This window comes from Clostridium sp. KLE 1755, assembly GCF_000466465.2.
Classification (GTDB): domain Bacteria; phylum Bacillota; class Clostridia; order Lachnospirales; family Lachnospiraceae; genus Eisenbergiella; species Eisenbergiella porci.
This window is the reverse complement of the sequence record NZ_KE992693.1, coordinates 74,358-92,803: the sequence shown is the minus strand read 5'-3', so window position 1 is coordinate 92,803 and position 18,446 is coordinate 74,358. Positions and strand designations below refer to the sequence as shown.

Sequence of the window (18,446 nt, the reverse complement as noted above, 5' to 3'; positions counted from 1 at the left end):
GTAAGGAAACACAAATGAAAATCATAATCGCCGGCTGCGGCAAAGTTGGATATGCCCTGGCCGAACAGCTGAATGAAGAGGGTCACGAGCTGACCATCATTGACATCAATGAAGAAAAAGGAAGGCTGGTGGGAAATGTGCTGGATGTTATGTGCATCCAGGGCAATGCCACCAGCTATCGCGTACAGGAGGAAGCGGGCGTTAAGGAAGCGGATCTCCTGATAGCGGTCACCAATAAGGATGAAGTGAATCTACTGTGCTGCCTGATCGCAAGAAAGGCGGGGCACTGCCAGACAATTGCCAGGGTACGCGACCCTGGCTATTATGCCGAAATAGGGTTTATTAAGGAAGAACTGGGGCTGTCCCTGGCCATTAATCCGGAGCTGGCTGCGGCTTCTGATATCGCCAGGCTGATCCGGGTGCCCTCCGCCATGGAGGTGGACGCCTTTGCCAAGGGAAAGGTGGATCTGGTGAGGTTCCGCATTCCGGAAAATTCTACCTGGGCGGATAAGAAGATCAGCGACGCAACAAAAAAGTTCGGCTTCAGCCTGCTGATATGTGTTGTGGAAAGAGACGGCAGCCATGACGTCATTATTCCGGACGGCAATACCATTCTTCATGAAGGGGACTATATTTCCGTAATCGTTTCCCCGGATAAAATGAAGGCGCTGTTTGCAAGCATCGGCATCGAGAGCAAAATGATTAAGGACGTCATGATAGCCGGTGGAGGGACTCTGGCTTATTATCTGGCAAGAAAGCTGCTGGAATCCAAAATTCAGGTGAAGATTATTGAAAATAACAGGGCCAGATGCGATGAGCTCAGCGAGCTTCTGCCCAAGGCAATGATTATCTATGGAGATGCCTCCGCGACGGATCTTCTCCGGGAGGAGGGGATTGAGAGCACGGATGCCTTTATTTCCCTGACAGGGCTGGACGAGGAAAACGTCATGCTTTCCTGCTATGTGGGAAAGGTGTCCAAAGCCAAGGTGATTACCAAAATCAACAAAATTAATTATGGCGGCATCATTGATAATTTTGATATCGGGAGCGTAGTCAGCCCCAAATATATTACGGCGGAGCATATTATCAAATATGTCCGCAGCATGCAGAATTCCATGGGAAGCGCCGTGGAAGCTGTTTACCGGATCATAGACAACAAGGTAGAGGCGCTGGAATTTTCCGTGAAAAAGGATTCCAGGGTGCTTGATGTTCCCTTAAGCCAGCTGAAGCTGAAGAAAAATCTGCTGCTGTGCAATATTATCAGAAGAGGAAAGATTATCCTGCCCTCCGGACAGGACATGATTAAGGCCGGAGATACCGTGATTGTGGTAACCACCCACAAGGGCCTGGATGATATCGACGATATTCTTGCCTAGAAGGAGCAATCGTAACCATGAATTACAAAAGTATTAGCTATATACTCGGCTGGATCATGAAGGTGGAGGGCGTATTCCTCCTCCTTCCTCTGGCCGTGTCTCTTCTTTACAGAGAAAAGACATGGCCGGTTTTTCTGGCCTGTGCACTGCTGTCCTTTATCCTTGGGACAGCTCTTTCCTTCAAGAGACCTGAAAATACGCAGTTCTATGCGAGGGAAGGGTATGTGGGAGTTGCGCTTGGATGGATTGTGATGAGCCTGATTGGCGCGCTGCCATTTTATTTTACGGGTGAGATCCCCAGTTTTACGGATTCCCTGTTTGAGATCATCTCCGGCTTTACCACAACGGGAGCCAGCATCCTGACCCGGGTGGAGGATCTGTCCCATGGTATCCTGTTCTGGAGAAGCTTTTCACACTGGATCGGCGGTATGGGCGTTCTGGTATTTGTTCTGCAGATCCTTCCTATGTCAAGCGGCCAGACAATGCATCTGATGCGTGCGGAAAGCCCGGGGCCTTCCGTGAGCAAGCTTGTGCCGAGAATACGTACCACGGCTTTTTTCCTTTATGGAATTTATGTGGCGCTCACCGTTTTGGAAATCGTGCTTCTTCTTTTAGGAAGAATCCCCATGTTTGATGCGGTCTGCACCGCCTTCGGGACGGCCGGTACCGGCGGCTTCGGCATCCGTTCGGACAGTATTGCAGGCTACAGCCCCTATATTCAGGTGATTGTCACCATTTTCATGATGCTGTTCGGAACCAACTTCGCTTTTTATTATCTGATCATTGCCAAAAAAGTGAAGGATGCCTTCTGCATGGAGGAGGTAAAAGCCTATTTTGCAATCTTTACGGCGGCCACGCTTCTGATAGCGTTTAATATCCTTTCCCAGATGGGAAATGTTGGGGACAGCCTCCGGCATGCGGCCTTCCAGGTTGCCTCCATCATGACCACCACAGGCTTTGCCACCACGGATTTTGACCAGTGGCCCGAATTTTCCAGGACGCTTCTTGTGATGCTTATGTTTATCGGAGCCTGCGCCGGCAGCACGGGCGGCGGCATTAAGGTTTCCCGAATCCTGATGTATATGAAAACCATCAAAAAGGAACTGGGGATCCTGATTCACCCCAGAAGCGTAAAGATTGTAATGATGGACGGGAAAAAGCTGGATCACCCGGTGGTGAGGGCGGCTAATATATTCCTGATTTCCTATGCGGGAATCCTGGTGGCGTCCATCCTTCTGCTGACCATAGACAATTTTGATTTTACAACCAACGTTACGGCGGTTATTTCAGCGCTTAATAATATCGGCCCCGGCCTGTCGCTGGTGGGGCCTGCCGGAAATTTCGCTTTCTTTTCCGGCTTTTCCAAATATGTGCTGATGTTTGACATGCTTGCAGGAAGACTTGAAATTTTCCCCATGCTGCTTCTGTTCGTTCCTTATACCTGGAAAAAATAGATTGCATATTGTGTGGAAAGAATGCTATAATTTATTCAATCACGGATAGGCCGGGCAGTCTGAAAAAAGACTGCCCGAATTAAAGGGGAAAAGATGGATGATACAATAAAAAAACAGCTGACTGAAGCTGGCGTGGATTTGGATAAGACAATGGAACGCTTTATGAACAACGAGGCATTATACCTGAAGTTCCTGAAGCGTTTTCCCGAGGATCCCAATTACGCGCAGCTGAAGGAGCATATAAGCACCGGAGATTACGAAGAAGCGTTCAGGGATGCACATACCCTGAAGGGCGTTGCCGGCAACCTGGGGCTGGATCCTTTCTATACGGTTGTGTCCGCACTGACTGAGGAGCTGCGGAGCCGGAAGTATGACCGGCTGGATGAATTTGTACAGGACGCAGAAGAAAATTACGAATTGCTGACACAGATAATCCGACAGCTGTAGGTAGACACAGGTCTGCAGGAAAGGTAAAAGTCGTGAAGGATAAGATACTTGTTGTCGATGATATGGAAATGAACCGGGAGATACTGCGGGGTATCTTTGAGGATGATTACGAAGTAATCCTGGCGGAGAACGGCAGAGAAGCAGTGGAGTATATTAATCTGAACAGAGGGAAGCTTGCTGCGATTCTTCTGGATATTGTCATGCCGGAAATGGATGGGTTCGGAGTCCTTGATTATATGCATGAGCAGGAGCTTATGATGTCTGTCCCGGTGATCCTGATAACCAGTGATACCTCAAGTGAATCCAGGAAGAGAGGCTATGATCTCGGTGTTTCCGATATCGTATCCAAGCCCTTTGAGGTACCTATTGTCAGAAGGCGTGTCAGCAATCTGGTGGACCTTTACCATCATAAGAACAATCTGGAAGCCATGGTGGAGAAGCAGACCGAGGAAATCAAGGAAAAGAACCGGGAACTGACGGAGATGAACTATCATATCATCGATACGTTGGGAACCATTGTGGAATTCCGGAGCATGGAGTCTGGCAACCACATATACAGGGTACGGTCCTTTACAGCGATTCTGTTAACCTATGTCATGAAGTACTATCCGGAGTACGGCGTGGACGAGGACATGGCTGATATTATTTCTCATGCGTCCACCATGCATGATGTGGGAAAGATTACGGTACCGGATTCCATTCTGTTAAAGCCGGGGAAGCTGACGCAGGAGGAGTTCGGGCTGATGAAAACGCATACCACGAAGGGTGCGGAAATCATAAAGGAAATTTTTGTTACAGATAACAGAGTATTCAAGGAATTCTGTTATAACATAGCGTTAAGCCATCATGAAAAATGGGATGGAAAAGGATACCCCCATGGACTGAAGGGGGATGAAATCCCGCTGGCCGCCCAGGTGGTTTCCATTGCTGATGTTTATGACGCGCTGGTGAGCGACAGGGTTTATAAGCCGGCCTTTTCCTATGATGTGGCCTATCAGATGATACTGGACGGGGAATGCGGCCAGTTTAATCCCAAGCTAATGGACTGCTTCCGGATGGCCCGGAAGGAATTTGAAAAGAAAGCAAAGGCTCTGCAGTAGTCCTGCGGATCTGTGAGCGTGCCGTAGCACGCAGATAGGAGCGTATTATAATGAAAAGAATTTTACTGAAATTGAGCGGAGAAGCTCTGGCGGGAGAAGAAAAGCAAGGCTTTCATGAGCCTACTGTAAGAAAGGTGGCCCTTCAGATAAAGCAGCTGGTGGAGGAAGGCGTCCAGGTCGGCGTTGTTATCGGCGGCGGCAATTTCTGGAGAGGACGCACCAGTGAAAATATTGACAGGACAAAAGCGGATCAGATCGGAATGCTGGCAACCATCATGAACTGCATTTATGTCTCCGAAATATGCAGGGCGGAAGGAATGCAGACGGCAGTGCTGACACCTTTTGAATGCGGCTCCTTTACCAAGCTTTTTTCCAAGGACAGGGCGAATAAGTATTTTGACAGGGGCATGGTTGTATTCTTTGCCGGTGGTACGGGACATCCGTATTTTTCCACCGATACCGGCGTTGTGCTGCGGGCTGTGGAGGTGGAAGCCGAGGTTATCCTGCTTGCCAAGGCCATTGACGGCGTATATGATGACGATCCCAAAAAGAACCCTGCGGCCAAGAAATATGATGAAGTGACCATTGATGAAGTCATCGCAAAGAACCTGCAGGTAGTGGATATGACAGCGTCCATCCTTGCCAGGGATAATAAAATGCCGATGTTGGTATTTGGCCTGAATGAAGAAAACAGCATTGTAAATACAGTAAAAGGTAAATTTAACGGAACCAAGGTTACCGTATAAAAAACAGGGAGGATATATCGATGAACGAAAAATTACAGCAGTTTGAAAACAAAATGAGCAAGGCCTATGAATATCTGGCTGCAGATTTTGCAACAATCCGTGCCGGACGCGCAAATCCCCATATCCTGGACAAGATTAAAGTGAACTATTACGGAAGCCCTACCCCGATTCAGCAGGTAGGCAATATCACGGTTCCCGAACCGAGGATGATCCAGATCTCACCCTGGGAGAAATCCCTGATTAAAGAGATCGAAAAGGCGATTATGGCATCCGATGTGGGAATTACACCCAACAATGACGGCAGCGTTATCCGTCTGGTAATTCCGGAGCTTACGGAGGAACGCAGAAAAGAGCTGGTAAAGGAAGTAAAGAAGAAAGGCGAGGAAGGCAAGGTTGCAGTCCGCAATATCCGCAGGGACGGCAACGATACCTTTAAGAAGCTGGCTAAAGAGGATGTTTCTGAGGATGAAATCAAGGAGCTTGAGGAAGCCCTTCAGAAGCTGACCGATAAATACGTAAAGGAAATCGACAAGCTGGTTGAGGAAAAGGCAAAAGAAATCCTGACCGTTTAAACAAAACAGGGATTACAATTGAAATAAGAGGGGCAGGCGTTACTTGGCTTGTCCCTTTTTACCAGTTTCAGGAACAGGACAGGAGAGATAGCAGATTATGAACATACCAAATCATGTGGCGATAATATTGGATGGAAACGGCCGGTGGGCCAAGGCCAAGGGGATGCCCAGGAATTACGGGCATGTGCAGGGGGCTAAGAACGTGGAGGTAATCTGTGAGGAAGCATACCGGATGGGAATCCAGTACCTGACGGTTTATGCTTTTTCCACGGAAAACTGGAAACGTCCCCAGGACGAAGTGGATGCTCTGATGACCCTTCTGCGCAATTATATGAAGACCTGTCTGAAAACCGCTGCGAAAAACAATATGTGCGTGCGTGTTATCGGTGACAAGGAAGGGCTGGATGAGGATATCCGTTCCAGAATCAATCAGCTGGAGGAAGCGACGAAGAACAATACCGGCCTGCATTTCCAGATCGCATTGAATTACGGCGGGAGGGACGAGGTCCGCAGAGCTGCGCAGAAGCTGGCCAGGAAAGCCGCGCAGGGAATTATAAATCCGGAGGAGCTGACGGAGGAGGATTTCAGCAATGCGCTGGATACCGCAGGGCTGCCTGATCCGGATCTGCTCATCCGTACCTGTAATGAACAGCGGATTTCCAACTTCCTGCTGTGGCAGCTGGCCTATACGGAGTTTTATTTTACGCCGGTTGCCTGGCCTGATTTTACAAAAGAAGAATTGTTGAAAGCCGTAGAAGCATATAATCATAGAGACAGAAGGTTCGGGCTGGTAAAGGACGTATAGCGCGGAAGGGTCCGCTTTAGCACCGGCAGAGGCCGGGCTGAGGCGCAAGGCTTCTTTGCGGATAATCATGGAGGTTAATTATGTTTGGTAAAAGATTGATGAGCAGCGTGGTGCTGGTGATTCTGGCGCTGGTTCTGCTGCTGACCGGAGACGGCGTACTCGCACTGGGGATGCTGATACTGTCCCTGATAGCTTTCCGGGAGCTGACGAAGGCCTGCGGCGTTATCGCAGAGGGACAAAAGAACAATGCGCTGGAGGCGGTGGGCTATGCAGGCATTGTCCTCTATTATCTGGTAGTATACGGTTCCGAGAACCCGGTTTACTGGGTGGGCATGCTGGCCCTGATTTTTCTGGGAATGATGTTCGTTTATGTTTTTTCTTTTCCCCGGTTCAGGGCGGAGCAGGTGATGACGGCTTTTTTCTGCGCTTTTTATGCGCCTGTGCTGTTTACCTTTATTTTCCTTACACGAAACCTGCCGAACGGTATTTACATGGTCTGGATGATTTTTATCAGTTCGTGGATTTGCGATACCTGCGCTTATCTGACAGGTATGGCTATTGGGAAGCATAAGCTGGCGCCCGTGCTCAGTCCCAAGAAATCCATTGAAGGGGCCGTGGGCGGTGTCGTGGGTTCCGCACTGGTGGGTGCAGCTTTTGGTTATTTTGCGCTGGAAAGAGTGTTTGCGGATCAGAATGTGACATGGATCGCCGCGCTTATCTGCGGCGTGGGAGCAGTTATTTCCCAGGTGGGGGATCTGGCCGCTTCAGGGATAAAGAGAAACCATGACATTAAGGACTACGGAAAGCTGATTCCCGGACACGGCGGTATTATGGACCGCTTTGACAGCGTTCTTTTTACGGCGCCTATCATTTATTATCTGGCTATACTGCTCATACATTTTGAATAACAGTTGTAACTTGGCGTAACGGTTCTGGCTTCCGGGTGGTTCAGGCTTCCGGCTATAGCTTCCGGACGGTTATAAAAAGTTACGGGAAAGGATACGGCATGAAAAAAATAGCGATTCTCGGATCAACCGGATCCATAGGAACCCAGACCCTGGAAATCGTCAGGGATAATCCGGATTTACAGGTAATGGGGCTTGCGGCGGGCAGCAATGCAGCGCTGATGGAAAAACAAATCAGGGAGTTTCATCCTGCCCTGGCGGTTATGTGGAGTGAAGAAGCAGCGAAGGAGCTGCGCGGCCGCACGGCGGATTTGCCGGTAAAGGTTCTTTCTGGCATGGAAGGCCTGTTGGCGCTTGCCTCAGATGCTTCCTATGAAATACTGGTGACGGCAATTGTGGGCATGATAGGCATCCGTCCCACAATTGCGGCAATTGAAAGCGGAAAAACCATAGCTCTGGCTAATAAAGAAACCCTGGTGACAGCAGGACATCTGATCATGCCTCTTGCGAAGAAGCACAAGGTTCCCATCCTGCCTGTTGACAGCGAACACAGCGCTATTTTTCAGTCCATGAACGGAGAAGACAAAAAGCAGGTTTCCAAAATCCTGCTGACGGCCTCCGGCGGACCGTTCCGCGGCAGAAGCAGGCAGGAGCTGGCAGGCATGCGGGCGGAGGATGCGCTGAAGCACCCTAACTGGTCCATGGGCCGTAAAATTACCGTAGATTCCGCAAGCCTGGTGAACAAAGCGCTTGAGGTGATGGAGGCGCGCTGGCTTTTCGATGTGGAGCTGGACAGCATCCAGGTAGTCATCCATCCCCAGAGCATCATTCATTCCATGGTGGAATATGTGGACGGCGCGGTGATTGCGCAGCTGGGAATGCCGGATATGAAGCTTCCGATTCAATACGCTCTTTTCTATCCGGAAAGAAGGCCGATGGCCGGAGAGCGGGTTGACTTTTTCAAGCTGGGGCAGATTACCTTTGAACGGCCTGATACGGAGGTCTTTACGGGGCTGAAGCTGGGAATGCAGGCGGCGCGCACGGGCGGGAGCATGCCCACGGTATTCAATGCGGCGAATGAAAAAGCGGTGGCGATGTTCCTGAATCACAGCATAGGCTTTCTGGAAATACCGGAGCTGATTGAAAAATGTATGAATCATCACCGGGTAATTGAGAATCCTAATGTCAATGAGATTTTACAGGCTGAGGCAGAGACTTACGAATATATTGAGCATATAAAGGAGAACTGAATCAATTGACTATTGTGTTATTTGTCCTGATATTTGGAGTGATTGTGATCGGGCATGAGCTGGGGCATTTCCTTCTGGCGAAGGTCAACGGGATCACGGTAGTGGAGTTCAGCGTGGGCATGGGACCGAAGCTGCTTCACTTTAACAAGGGGGGAACGGAATATTCACTGCGCCTTTTTCCTATCGGCGGCGCGTGTATGTTCGAAGGAGAAGACGGGCTTGATACTGACAAAGGGACTCCGTCGGAGGGCGCTTTCCCCAATGCCAGTGTCTGGGCAAGAATTTCCACTGTGTTTGCAGGACCCTTTTTCAACTTCATCCTGGCTTATATCCTGGCCATGATTGTAGTCGGCTATACGGGCAGCGACCGTCCGGTGCTGAACGGTCTGATTGACGGTTATCCGGCACAGGAAGCAGGGATGCAGCCGGGGGATCTTATTACCAGAATGAATGGGGAACGTATTTATGTAGCCCGTGAAATCTGGCTGAATACCTATGTGGGCGCGGGAGAAACCATGAACATCGAATTCCTGCGCGACGGGGAAAAGCACACGGTTACCCTGACACCCAAATACAATGAAGAAGAAGGACGGTATCTGCTGGGCTTTAACGGCTATGGAGAGTACGTGGACTGCCGGAATGCAGGAATTTTCAAATACAGCTATTATGAGGTACGCTACAGCCTTCGGGCAACCATCAAGAGCCTGGGAATGCTGATTCAGGGAAAAGCCACAAAGGATGACATATCGGGACCTATCGGCGTGGCGCAGGTAATCGGCGAGGTGAAGGAACAGGCGGAGCCTTACGGTATCTGGGTGGTAATTCTGAATATGATCAACATTGCGCTGCTTCTGAGCGTGAACCTGGGTGTGATGAATCTGCTTCCGCTGCCTGCTCTGGACGGCGGACGGCTTGTATTCCTTATTATCGAAGCGATCCGTGGGAAACCGGTTCCTCCTGAAAAGGAAGGCATGGTGCATTTCGCCGGCTTTGTGGTTCTGATGATACTCATGGTATTTGTGATGTTTAATGATATTTCCCGGTTCTTCCGGTAAAAGGAATATTACAGGAGAAGGCTCCCTGTCTATGGTACATCGGCAGGGAGTCTTGATTATTTTAGTGTGGTTTTTATGAAAATAGGAGGGCTTATGGAAAAAACAGATAAATTAAGCGTCTTCATCAGCCTTGTTTTACGGCATAAACCGGAGGCTGCCAATATTCAGCTGGATGAGCATGGCTGGGCGGAGGTGGACGCTCTCATTGAGGGTATCAGAAATACGGGGCGCAAAATCGATTTTGACATTTTGAAAGAGATTGTACGCACCGATGGGAAGCAAAGGTATTCTTTTAATGAAGACTGTACTTTGATAAGGGCCAATCAGGGACACAGCGTGCCTGTGGATGTGGAATTGGCGGAAGCGGAGCCGCCGGAATTTTTATATCATGGAACCGCTGAGCGTTTTTTGGAAAGCATAAAAAAGGAAGGGCTGAGGCCCATGAGCCGTTTGTATGTTCATTTATCAAGGGACGAAGCAACAGCGCTAAAGGTGGGAAAACGGCATGGAAAACCTGTGGTTCTGAAGGTTAATGCGGGGAAAATGCAACAGGACGGGTTCCGTTTCTTCCTTTCTAAAAATGGGGTATGGCTGACGGATAAAGTGCCGGTCTCCTATCTTTCTTTTTGAGGGAAAAAGCGGTGAGACAGCAGCGCATTCTGCCATTATATGTAAGAGGGCGTATGAGGGAATTCTTCCTTCAATCTTTTCATAATATCGTTAAAATTACCTGGCGATGCCGGATGGGGGTATAATTTCAGCTATTACTACAGATTGCCCCGGTAAAAAGGACATATTTTTAATGAATTGCGTTTTTTGACGGATGGGGAGCGGCGTGAATTATGAAATTATACATAATTTTCTGCCGGCACAGTTTTGAATCCTGATTATTTCGGAAAATTACAGGCTTGTCATTCGGATTTCCCTTTCACAGATTAGCACGTTAAAACGGAAACACTTGACAACTCACCTTAATTGTGCATAATATTATAAGAAAAAATGCTGTCGACCGCCAAACAGGATTCGCTGTTTGGGTTGTGGGGGCTGATTGAATGAAATCAGCTTCTTTTTATAATCATGAGGAGAAAAGGAGAAGTGGAATGAAGGCGTACAAAGACAGAAGTAAGGAAGAACTGCTCACTCTCAAAAATGAACTGGAAGCGGAATACAGAAAATTCCAGGATTTAGGCCTGAAGCTGGATATGTCCAGGGGAAAGCCGTCAGCTGAGCAGCTTGATATTTCCATGGGAATGATGGATGTTCTCAACAGCACCACCGATTTAAAGTGCCGTGAGGGTATTGACTGCAGAAATTACGGCGTTATCGACGGTATTCAGGAAGCCAAGGAACTGCTGGCGGACCTGATTGAGGTGCCTGCCGATAAAATCATTATTTATGGAAATTCCAGCCTGAATGTTATGTATGATACCGTAGCGCGTTCCATGACTCATGGCGTGATGGGAAGCACTCCCTGGTGCAAGCTGGATAAGGTGAAGTTTTTATGCCCGGTTCCCGGCTATGACAGGCATTTTGCCATCACTGAATATTTTGGTATTGAAATGATTAACGTACCCATGACCCCCGAAGGGCCGGATATGGATATGGTAGAGAAGCTGGTAAGCGAGGACGCGGCGATCAAGGGCATCTGGTGTGTGCCTAAGTATTCTAATCCTCAGGGCATTACCTATTCTGATGAAACGGTCCGCCGTTTTGCAAGGCTGAAGCCCGCGGCAGAGGATTTCCGGATTTACTGGGACAATGCGTATAATGTACATCATCTTTATGAGGATGACCAGGATACGATTCTGGAGATTCTGGAGGAATGTGAGAAGGCCGGAAATCCGGATATGGTATACAAATTCAGCTCCACTTCCAAAATCAGCTTCCCCGGATCCGGTGTTGCGGCAATTTCCGCTTCCTATAATAACCTGAAGGATATTAAAAAGCAGATGGCCATCCAGACAATCGGACACGATAAGCTGAATCAGCTGCGCCACGTGAGATATTTTAAGAACCTGGACGGCATCAAATCACATATGATGAAGCATGCGGCTGTTATGCGTCCCAAGTTCGAAGCAGTTCTGAATATCCTTGAACAGGAGCTTGATGGACTGGAAATCGGTTCCTGGTTAAAGCCCAAGGGAGGTTATTTCATTTCCTTTGATGCGCTGGACGGCTGTGCCAGGGCAATTGTGGCGAAAGCTAAGGAAGCCGGTGTGGTAATGACCGGTGCCGGCGCAACCTATCCTTACGGCAGGGATCCTCATGACAGCAATATCCGTATTGCGCCGTCATTCCCTCCTATGGATGAGCTGATCCAGGCGACAAAGCTTTTTGTCCTTTGTGTAAAGCTGGTAAGTATTGATAAAATTTTGGAAAGTAAACAGTAATTGTGATGCAGCCAGACATTTGCTGCAAATAAAAATTTTTGCCGGGAAATATGGAATGCCATAATTCCCGGCATATTTATAAATAAAACGGGGTGAGATTTATGAGGCTCTGCATTGCAGCAGCCGGAATAGTTAACGGTAAATAAAAAATCAGCAGGAGGATTTTAAAATGACTATTCCGGAACAAAAAATATATCCCAGAACCGGGGACAGGCAGACGGTTTACTTAAAAGCGGTGATTACTGATCCGAATATTTCGGTAGGGGATTACACCATGTATAATGATTTCGTAAAGGATCCGGTTCTGTTCGAAGAAAATAACGTATTGTATCATTATCCGATAAATCATGACCGGCTCATCATCGGAAAATTTTGTTCGCTGGCCTGCGGGGTGCGTTTCCTTTTTAACAGCGCCAACCACAGTATGAAATCCCTTTCTACGTATCCGTTCCCGCTTTTTTTCGAAGAATGGGGACTTGATAAAAAGGATGTCGCCGCTTCCTGGGACAATAAAGGCGATATTGTGATAGGAAATGATGTCTGGATCGGTTATGAGGCAGTGGTTATGGCTGGCGTGACCATCGGGGACGGGGCGGTTATCGGCACCCGTGCGGTGGTGACAAAGGATGTCCCTGCCTATACCATTGTGGGAGGAATTCCGGCAAAAACCATAAGAAAGCGCTTTCCCGATGAAACGATTGACGCACTTCTTGCGCTGAAGTGGTGGGATTGGCCGGAGGAGAAAATCGCTGAAAATATCGGAGCGATACAAAATGGCCGTATCGATAAGCTGAAAAATATCTGACAGAATAACGACAGCCGGGGAATGAAAGCATCCTACTTTTTCCCCGGTTTTTAACTGGGGAAATATATGTAAAAATTACACCTCGTTTGTAGAGTAACTGTGAACGACCTCCCTCCGCCGCAGGAAAAGATGTCATTTTATATAAAGACTGTGGGAGTGATACCTGCTATAATTACAGTCAAAAGAGCAAAGGAGCGACAGCATTGGACGAAAAACAGATAGCTGAGGCGGTGGCAGCATACGTGGAGGATAATCTGCATGAGGATTTATGTCTGGAAAGTATAGCGGATAAGCTTGGCTATTCCAAATTCCATATCAACAGGGTTTTCGCAGTTGTCACGGGCTGTACCATATATAAATATATTCAGATGCGCAGGCTGACGGAGGCCGCAAGGCAGCTGGTGGAGACGGAAAAACCCATTGTGGAGATAGCCTATGAGGCTCACTATAATTCACAGCAGGCCTTTACGCTGGCATTTCACAGGGAATATCAATGTGCTCCGGGCATTTATCGGAGAAACGGCGTATTTTATCCGAAGAAAACAAGGGCTGTGATTGAAAACCGGCTTTACAGGGCGGAGAGCTCCTTCATGGGCAGCAACTGGAAAGAGAGGGCTGCCGCATGAGTTATGTACCTTATGTTATAGAGAAAAATGATCGGGGTGAGAGAAGCTATGATATTTTTTCAAAGCTTCTGACAGATCGGATTATTTTCCTGGGAGAAGAGGTGAGCGATGCATCGGCGGAGCTGATTATTGCGCAGCTTTTGTACCTGGAGGCGGAGGATCCGGAAAGGGATATCCAGCTGTATATCAACAGTCCGGGCGGATCCGTGTCGGCCGGCTTTGCCATATATGACACCATGCAGTTTATCAAATGTGATGTGTGCACGCTGTGCATCGGTCTGGCGGCAAGCTTTGGTTCCTTCCTTCTTGCCGGAGGGACGAAGGGAAAGCGGATGGCGCTGCCCAATGCCGAGATCATGATACACCAGCCTGCGGTAAGCGGCGGCATCCAGGGACCTGCGAGCGATATCCGAATCATGTCGGAGCATATACAGCGCAGCAAACGCCGCCTGAACCGTATCCTGGCCCAAAACTGCGGCAGAACGGAAGAAGAGGTGGAAAGGGATACGGACAGGGATCATTTCATGACAGCCCAGGAGGCTAAGGAATATGGCCTGATAGATAAAATAATCACAGGAAAGCGCCAAAGTATACAGTGAAGCAGTCGGCTGGAAAAGCTTTCGGGGAAGGATGAAATATCCGGAACCGGAGCTTTTTTATTATGCCGGTTTTTATTCCTGTTATTTCTGTTAATATAAAACCTGGTGGCATGCCGCAGGGGAGTGTGCTAGAATAGGTATGTTGAGCCTGAAGGATTGAAAAAGTTTGATTTTTAGTAACTGTGAGGGTATTGGACAGTTACGATTTTACTGATGAAGAGATATATTATCCGCAAAAAGATGTATAATAACAGGGATTGGCAGATTGCGGGGCAGGAAAAAATGCCCTGTCTGCAGGAATGGAGGCATTATGGCGAAAACCTTATATTACGGCGGCCCGATTCTCACAATGAAGGCCGAAAATGATTATGTGGAAAGCCTGGTGGAGGAAGGCGGAAAAATTATTTATACAGGCAGCCTGGAGGGTGCAAGAAAGCTTTGCGGGGACGGGGCGGAGGAAACAGATCTGCAGGGGAAAACCCTGATGCCGTCTTTTATCGATCCCCACGGACATATATCCATGGTGGCGCAGTTTACGTCACTGGCGGATCTTTCGGAATGTACGGATTTTGATGGTATAGTAGAAACACTGAAGGCCTATCAGGCCGAAAAGCAGATAGGGCCGGATGGTATCATCATGGGGTTCGGTTATGATCATAATTTCCTGAAAGAACAGCGGCATCCTGATAAATCGGTGCTTGACAGGGTTTCTGAAGAAATACCGATTTATGTGCTGCATACCTCAAGCCATATGGGCGCAGGTAATTCCGCCATGCTGAAGCTGGCGGGAATCAGCAGCAGCACTCCGGATCCCGAAGGGGCGAGATTCGGACGGGTGGCGGGAACGATGGAGCCTGACGGTTATGCGGAGGAGATGGGAGCCATCGGACAGATGCTGATGGCTGCGGCTCCCAGGCTGAAAATGGATGTGGACGCGCAGATCGTCAGCGCACAGGAAACCTATCTTAAAAATGGAATTACCACCTGCCAGGACGGAGCCGCCGGCGCCGGCGATATCAAGAACTTCGCCCGGGCTGCCAGCCAGGGGAATCTGGTTATCGATGTGGTTTCCTATCCGGTCATGGATGATAATACAGGTGATTTGCTGAAGGAATATGCGGATTATGACAAAACCTACCGGAACCATTTTAAAATCGGCGGTTTGAAAATCGTGCTTGATGGTTCGCCTCAGGGAAAAACAGCATGGCTGAGCAGCCCTTATGAGGGGGAAAAGGATTACCGCGGATATCCTGCGAAAACGGATGAAGAGGTTTTCAAATATGCAAAAGAGGCCATAGCCAGAGATGAACAGCTTCTTGCCCACTGCAATGGCGACGCCGCATCGGAGCAGTTTCTTGATTTCTACGAAAAAGCGCTGTCGGAAAGCGATAATCCCCATAAAAATCAGCTGCGGCCGGTGATGATACACTGCCAGACCGTACGTGATGATCAGCTGGACCGGATGGCTGAGCTCTCCATGATACCATCCATTTTTGTGGCACATACCTATTATTGGGGAGATATTCATCTGAAAAACCTGGGAAGGGTGAGGGGAAGCCGGATAAGCCCGGCACGTTCTGCTTTTGACCGTGGGCTGAAGGTGAACTTCCATCAGGATCCCCTTGTGGTGCAGCCGAAAATGCTTCATACCGTATGGTGCGCAGTCAATCGTATTACAAGAAACGGCGTTGAAATCGGCCCGGAGCAGAGAGTCAGCGTTTATGAAGCGCTTCAGGCGGTTACGGTCAACGGAGCCTATGCTTATTTCGAAGAGGACAGGAAGGGAACACTGGAGGAGGGCAAGCTTGCCGACATGGTGATCCTGAGTGATAATCCCATGGCTGTTGATCCAGGGAAAATCTGCGATATCTGTGTACTTGAGACGATCAAGGAAGGTGTGGTAAGATATACGAAGCAACAGGCAGACAGTAACGGGCAAATATAAAATAAATTTCAGGAATAATAAAAGAATCAGGACGGAAAGGAATGTAACGACTGTGGAACAAAATACAAATGAAACCCTGGATTTGCTGATGAGAAGAAAATCGGTGCGCGTTTTTGAGGAGAGGGAGATTGCGGAGGCTGACAGGCGCCGGATACTGGAGGCCTCCCTGCGCGCCGCCACTGCAGGAAACATGACGTTGTATACAATTATTGATGTAAAGGAACAAAAGCTGAAGGACAGGCTGGCGGTTACCTGCGACAACCAGCCGTTTATTGCAACGGCGCCGCTTGTCCTGGTCTATTGTGCGGATTACAGAAGATGGTATCAGGCGTTCTGTCAGGTGGAGGAGAGGGTTCGCAAGCCCTCCTACGGCGATTTCCTGCTGGCGGCGGAGGATACCATAATAGCCGCCCAGACAGCTGTAACCGCCGCGGATGCCCTGGGGCTTGGAACCTGCTATATCGGGGATATCCTTGAAAACTATGAGGAGCACCGCAGGCTGCTGGGGCTGCCGGATTATGTGGCGCCGGTTGCCATGGTGGTGGGCGGCTATCCTACAGCACAGCAGGCGGCGAGAAAACAGACTCCCCGTTTTGCACTGGAGGATATTGTCCATGAAAACAGATATGATCTTCAGAAATCCGACAACATGCTCAGAATGCTTGAGGATAAGGAAAACTGGCATGGAGAGGAGTTGGAGCGCCGTTTACGTGCTTTCTGCGAAAGGAAGTGGAACTGCAGCTTCAGCGAAGAAATGTCCCGCTCTGTGAAAGCGATGCTGGATGCATGGGCCGGCGCGGGTGGACAGCAATAAGGTTTTATTATTTTTATTTATAAACGGATAGGAAAGGATATGGAAAATGGCATCGGGAAACTGTGAATGCTGCATCAATTATAAATTTGATGAGGATTATGACTGCTACATATGTGATATGGATCTGGACGAGGATGAAATGGTGCGTTTTTTAAGTGCATCCTTTGACAATTGTCCCTATTTTCAGCTGGATGACGAATACCGCATTGTGCGCAGGCAGATGTAGCCGGGAGACAGAAGAATGGAAGAGACAGCAACGGCAGTTACATCACAAAAATCACAAATACCGCAAAAGGAAACTGCGGAAAATACCCAAAGGAGCCTGGTTCTGGAATGCGCCATGCAGGCGGGGAATATCCTGCTGCAGAACGGGGCGGAAATTTTCAGAGTGGAGGAAACCATAACGCGGATGTGTGATCATTTCGGTGTGGAATCCGAAAGCGCTTTTATTTTAAGCAACGGTATTTTTATTACGGCGGGCAATGAGAAGAAATCCGTTTACGCCCAGGTGCGCCATATTCCTGTGCGGGGAGCGCAGCTGGACAGGGTGGCGGCGGTCAACCAGCTTTCCAGAGAAATTGTGGAAGGACGTTATACGATAGAGGAAGTACGGGAACAATTAAATCAGATAGAGAATATGCCGCGTAAAACAAAGCAGATGCAGATATTGGCCTCTGCGGTAGGCAGCGCCTGCTTCTGCATCATGTTCGGCGGAAGCTTCCGGGACAGCCTGGGGGCGTTTATCGCCGGTTTCCTCCTGTATGTGTATGTGCTGGAACTGAGCCAGCCGCGGATGTCAAAAATTATAGGTAATATCGGCGGCGGCGCACTGGTTACACTGCTGTGTATTTTCATGTATAAAATCCATCTGGGGGATGCGCTGAACCACATGATAATCGGCGCCATTATCCCGCTTGTCCCGGGAATCCCCTTCACGAACGGCATCCGGGATATTGCGGACGGGGATTATATTGCCGGTGCGGTTCGGATGCTGGATGCGATCCTGGTATTCCTTTGCATTGCAGTGGGGGTTGGAGTGGTCATTACCGTTTATCACAGGCTGACGGGAGGTATGCTGCTATGATTGTAACTCAGGTTCTTGCTGCGGCGTTGGGAACCGTGGCTTTTGCCCTGCTTTTCGGCGTCCCGAGAAAGTATTATCCCTACTGCGGCCTTATCGGGGGAGCCGGTTGGCTGATGTACTGTCTTCTGGAGCCGGTGCTGAATGCTGCGGAAGCTACCTTTTTTGCTTCGGTGCTGGTGATATTCCTTTCCCGGATGGGGGCTGTGAGGGAGAAATGTCCGGTTACCATTTTTCTGATATCGGGAATCATACCGCTGGTGCCGGGAGCCGGTATTTACTGGTCCGCGTTTTATATGGTGACGGATCAGCTGACAGAAGCCGGGGAGGCCGGCTTTGCCGCTGTCAAAGCGGCGGTTGCCATTGTCCTTGGAATTGTATGTGTGTTCGAACTGCCGCAGGGCGTTTTTAATTTCGTCCGCAGGGACAGGAAAGAGCTTCGCACACAAAAGAGCAGGGAAAACGGCTGATGCCGT

Annotated in this window: 20 protein-coding genes; all 20 read left to right on the top strand. The window is 49.0% G+C overall.

The features are described 5' to 3' along the window. Window positions 1–14: 14 nt before the first annotated feature. Window positions 15–1,376, top strand: coding sequence for a Trk system potassium transporter TrkA (gene trkA, locus HMPREF1548_RS09840; protein ID WP_021635876.1), 1,362 nt, complete (start codon window positions 15–17; stop codon window positions 1,374–1,376). A gap of 17 nt (window positions 1,377–1,393) precedes the next feature. Continuing rightward, window positions 1,394–2,830 (top strand): TrkH family potassium uptake protein, encoded by a 1,437-nt coding sequence (locus tag HMPREF1548_RS09835; protein WP_021635875.1) that lies wholly within the window; start codon window positions 1,394–1,396, stop codon window positions 2,828–2,830. Window positions 2,831–2,923: 93 nt separating this feature from the next. Continuing rightward, window positions 2,924–3,277, top strand: a complete 354-nt coding sequence (locus HMPREF1548_RS09830; RefSeq protein WP_021635874.1) for an Hpt domain-containing protein — start codon at window positions 2,924–2,926, stop codon at window positions 3,275–3,277. A 32-nt stretch (window positions 3,278–3,309) separates the two neighbouring features. Next, complete coding sequence (locus HMPREF1548_RS09825) at window positions 3,310–4,377, top strand: HD-GYP domain-containing protein (RefSeq protein ID WP_021635873.1); 1,068 nt, start codon at window positions 3,310–3,312, stop codon at window positions 4,375–4,377. Window positions 4,378–4,421: 44 nt separating this feature from the next. After that, window positions 4,422–5,123 (top strand): UMP kinase, encoded by a 702-nt coding sequence (pyrH, locus tag HMPREF1548_RS09820; protein WP_353612047.1) that lies wholly within the window; start codon window positions 4,422–4,424, stop codon window positions 5,121–5,123. A gap of 20 nt (window positions 5,124–5,143) precedes the next feature. After that, window positions 5,144–5,695 (top strand): ribosome recycling factor, encoded by a 552-nt coding sequence (frr, locus tag HMPREF1548_RS09815; RefSeq protein ID WP_021635871.1) that lies wholly within the window; start codon window positions 5,144–5,146, stop codon window positions 5,693–5,695. A gap of 97 nt (window positions 5,696–5,792) precedes the next feature. Next, on the top strand, window positions 5,793–6,500 hold the full coding sequence (uppS, locus tag HMPREF1548_RS09810) for an undecaprenyl pyrophosphate synthase (RefSeq protein WP_021635870.1): 708 nt from the start codon (window positions 5,793–5,795) through the stop codon (window positions 6,498–6,500). Window positions 6,501–6,580: 80 nt separating this feature from the next. Further along, window positions 6,581–7,408, top strand: a complete 828-nt coding sequence (locus HMPREF1548_RS09805; RefSeq protein WP_021635869.1) for a phosphatidate cytidylyltransferase — start codon at window positions 6,581–6,583, stop codon at window positions 7,406–7,408. Between the two features lie 98 nt (window positions 7,409–7,506). Then, on the top strand, window positions 7,507–8,655 hold the full coding sequence (gene dxr / locus HMPREF1548_RS09800; protein ID WP_025489758.1) for a 1-deoxy-D-xylulose-5-phosphate reductoisomerase: 1,149 nt from the start codon (window positions 7,507–7,509) through the stop codon (window positions 8,653–8,655). A 14-nt stretch (window positions 8,656–8,669) separates the two neighbouring features. After that, the gene (gene rseP / locus HMPREF1548_RS09795) at window positions 8,670–9,710 is read left to right on the top strand and encodes an RIP metalloprotease RseP (protein WP_021635867.1); all 1,041 of its coding nucleotides are present in this window, start codon (window positions 8,670–8,672) and stop codon (window positions 9,708–9,710) included. 93 nt (window positions 9,711–9,803) lie between these two features. Next, on the top strand, window positions 9,804–10,340 hold the full coding sequence (locus tag HMPREF1548_RS09790) for an RNA 2'-phosphotransferase (RefSeq protein WP_035321663.1): 537 nt from the start codon (window positions 9,804–9,806) through the stop codon (window positions 10,338–10,340). Window positions 10,341–10,810: 470 nt separating this feature from the next. Continuing rightward, the gene (locus tag HMPREF1548_RS09785; protein WP_025489761.1) at window positions 10,811–12,100 is read left to right on the top strand and encodes an aspartate aminotransferase type Ic; all 1,290 of its coding nucleotides are present in this window, start codon (window positions 10,811–10,813) and stop codon (window positions 12,098–12,100) included. A 169-nt stretch (window positions 12,101–12,269) separates the two neighbouring features. After that, window positions 12,270–12,905, top strand: a complete 636-nt coding sequence (locus tag HMPREF1548_RS09780) for a CatB-related O-acetyltransferase (RefSeq protein WP_021635863.1) — start codon at window positions 12,270–12,272, stop codon at window positions 12,903–12,905. Window positions 12,906–13,108: 203 nt separating this feature from the next. After that, a complete protein-coding gene (locus HMPREF1548_RS09775; protein WP_021635862.1) occupies window positions 13,109–13,531 on the top strand; it encodes a helix-turn-helix domain-containing protein in 423 nt (140 codons plus the stop codon). Continuing rightward, window positions 13,528–14,130 carry an ATP-dependent Clp protease proteolytic subunit gene (locus tag HMPREF1548_RS09770; protein WP_021635861.1) on the top strand — a complete coding sequence of 201 codons (603 nt, stop codon included), beginning with the start codon at window positions 13,528–13,530 and terminating at the stop codon, window positions 14,128–14,130. Before HMPREF1548_RS09775 ends, HMPREF1548_RS09770 begins: the two co-directional genes overlap by 4 nt. Window positions 14,131–14,440: 310 nt before the next feature. After that, window positions 14,441–16,075 carry an amidohydrolase gene (locus HMPREF1548_RS09765; protein WP_021635860.1) on the top strand — a complete coding sequence of 545 codons (1,635 nt, stop codon included), beginning with the start codon at window positions 14,441–14,443 and terminating at the stop codon, window positions 16,073–16,075. A gap of 52 nt (window positions 16,076–16,127) precedes the next feature. Continuing rightward, window positions 16,128–16,889 carry a nitroreductase family protein gene (locus tag HMPREF1548_RS09760; protein ID WP_021635859.1) on the top strand — a complete coding sequence of 254 codons (762 nt, stop codon included), beginning with the start codon at window positions 16,128–16,130 and terminating at the stop codon, window positions 16,887–16,889. A gap of 46 nt (window positions 16,890–16,935) precedes the next feature. Continuing rightward, window positions 16,936–17,115, top strand: coding sequence for a DUF6472 family protein (locus tag HMPREF1548_RS09755; RefSeq protein ID WP_021635858.1), 180 nt, complete (start codon window positions 16,936–16,938; stop codon window positions 17,113–17,115). 15 nt (window positions 17,116–17,130) lie between these two features. Continuing rightward, entirely contained in the window at window positions 17,131–17,973 is an 843-nt protein-coding gene (locus HMPREF1548_RS09750) for a threonine/serine exporter family protein (protein ID WP_021635857.1), read from the top strand. Then, window positions 17,970–18,440 (top strand): threonine/serine exporter family protein, encoded by a 471-nt coding sequence (locus tag HMPREF1548_RS09745; RefSeq protein WP_021635856.1) that lies wholly within the window; start codon window positions 17,970–17,972, stop codon window positions 18,438–18,440. The genes HMPREF1548_RS09750 and HMPREF1548_RS09745 overlap by 4 nt, the downstream gene beginning before the upstream one ends. Window positions 18,441–18,446: the final 6 nt, after the last annotated feature.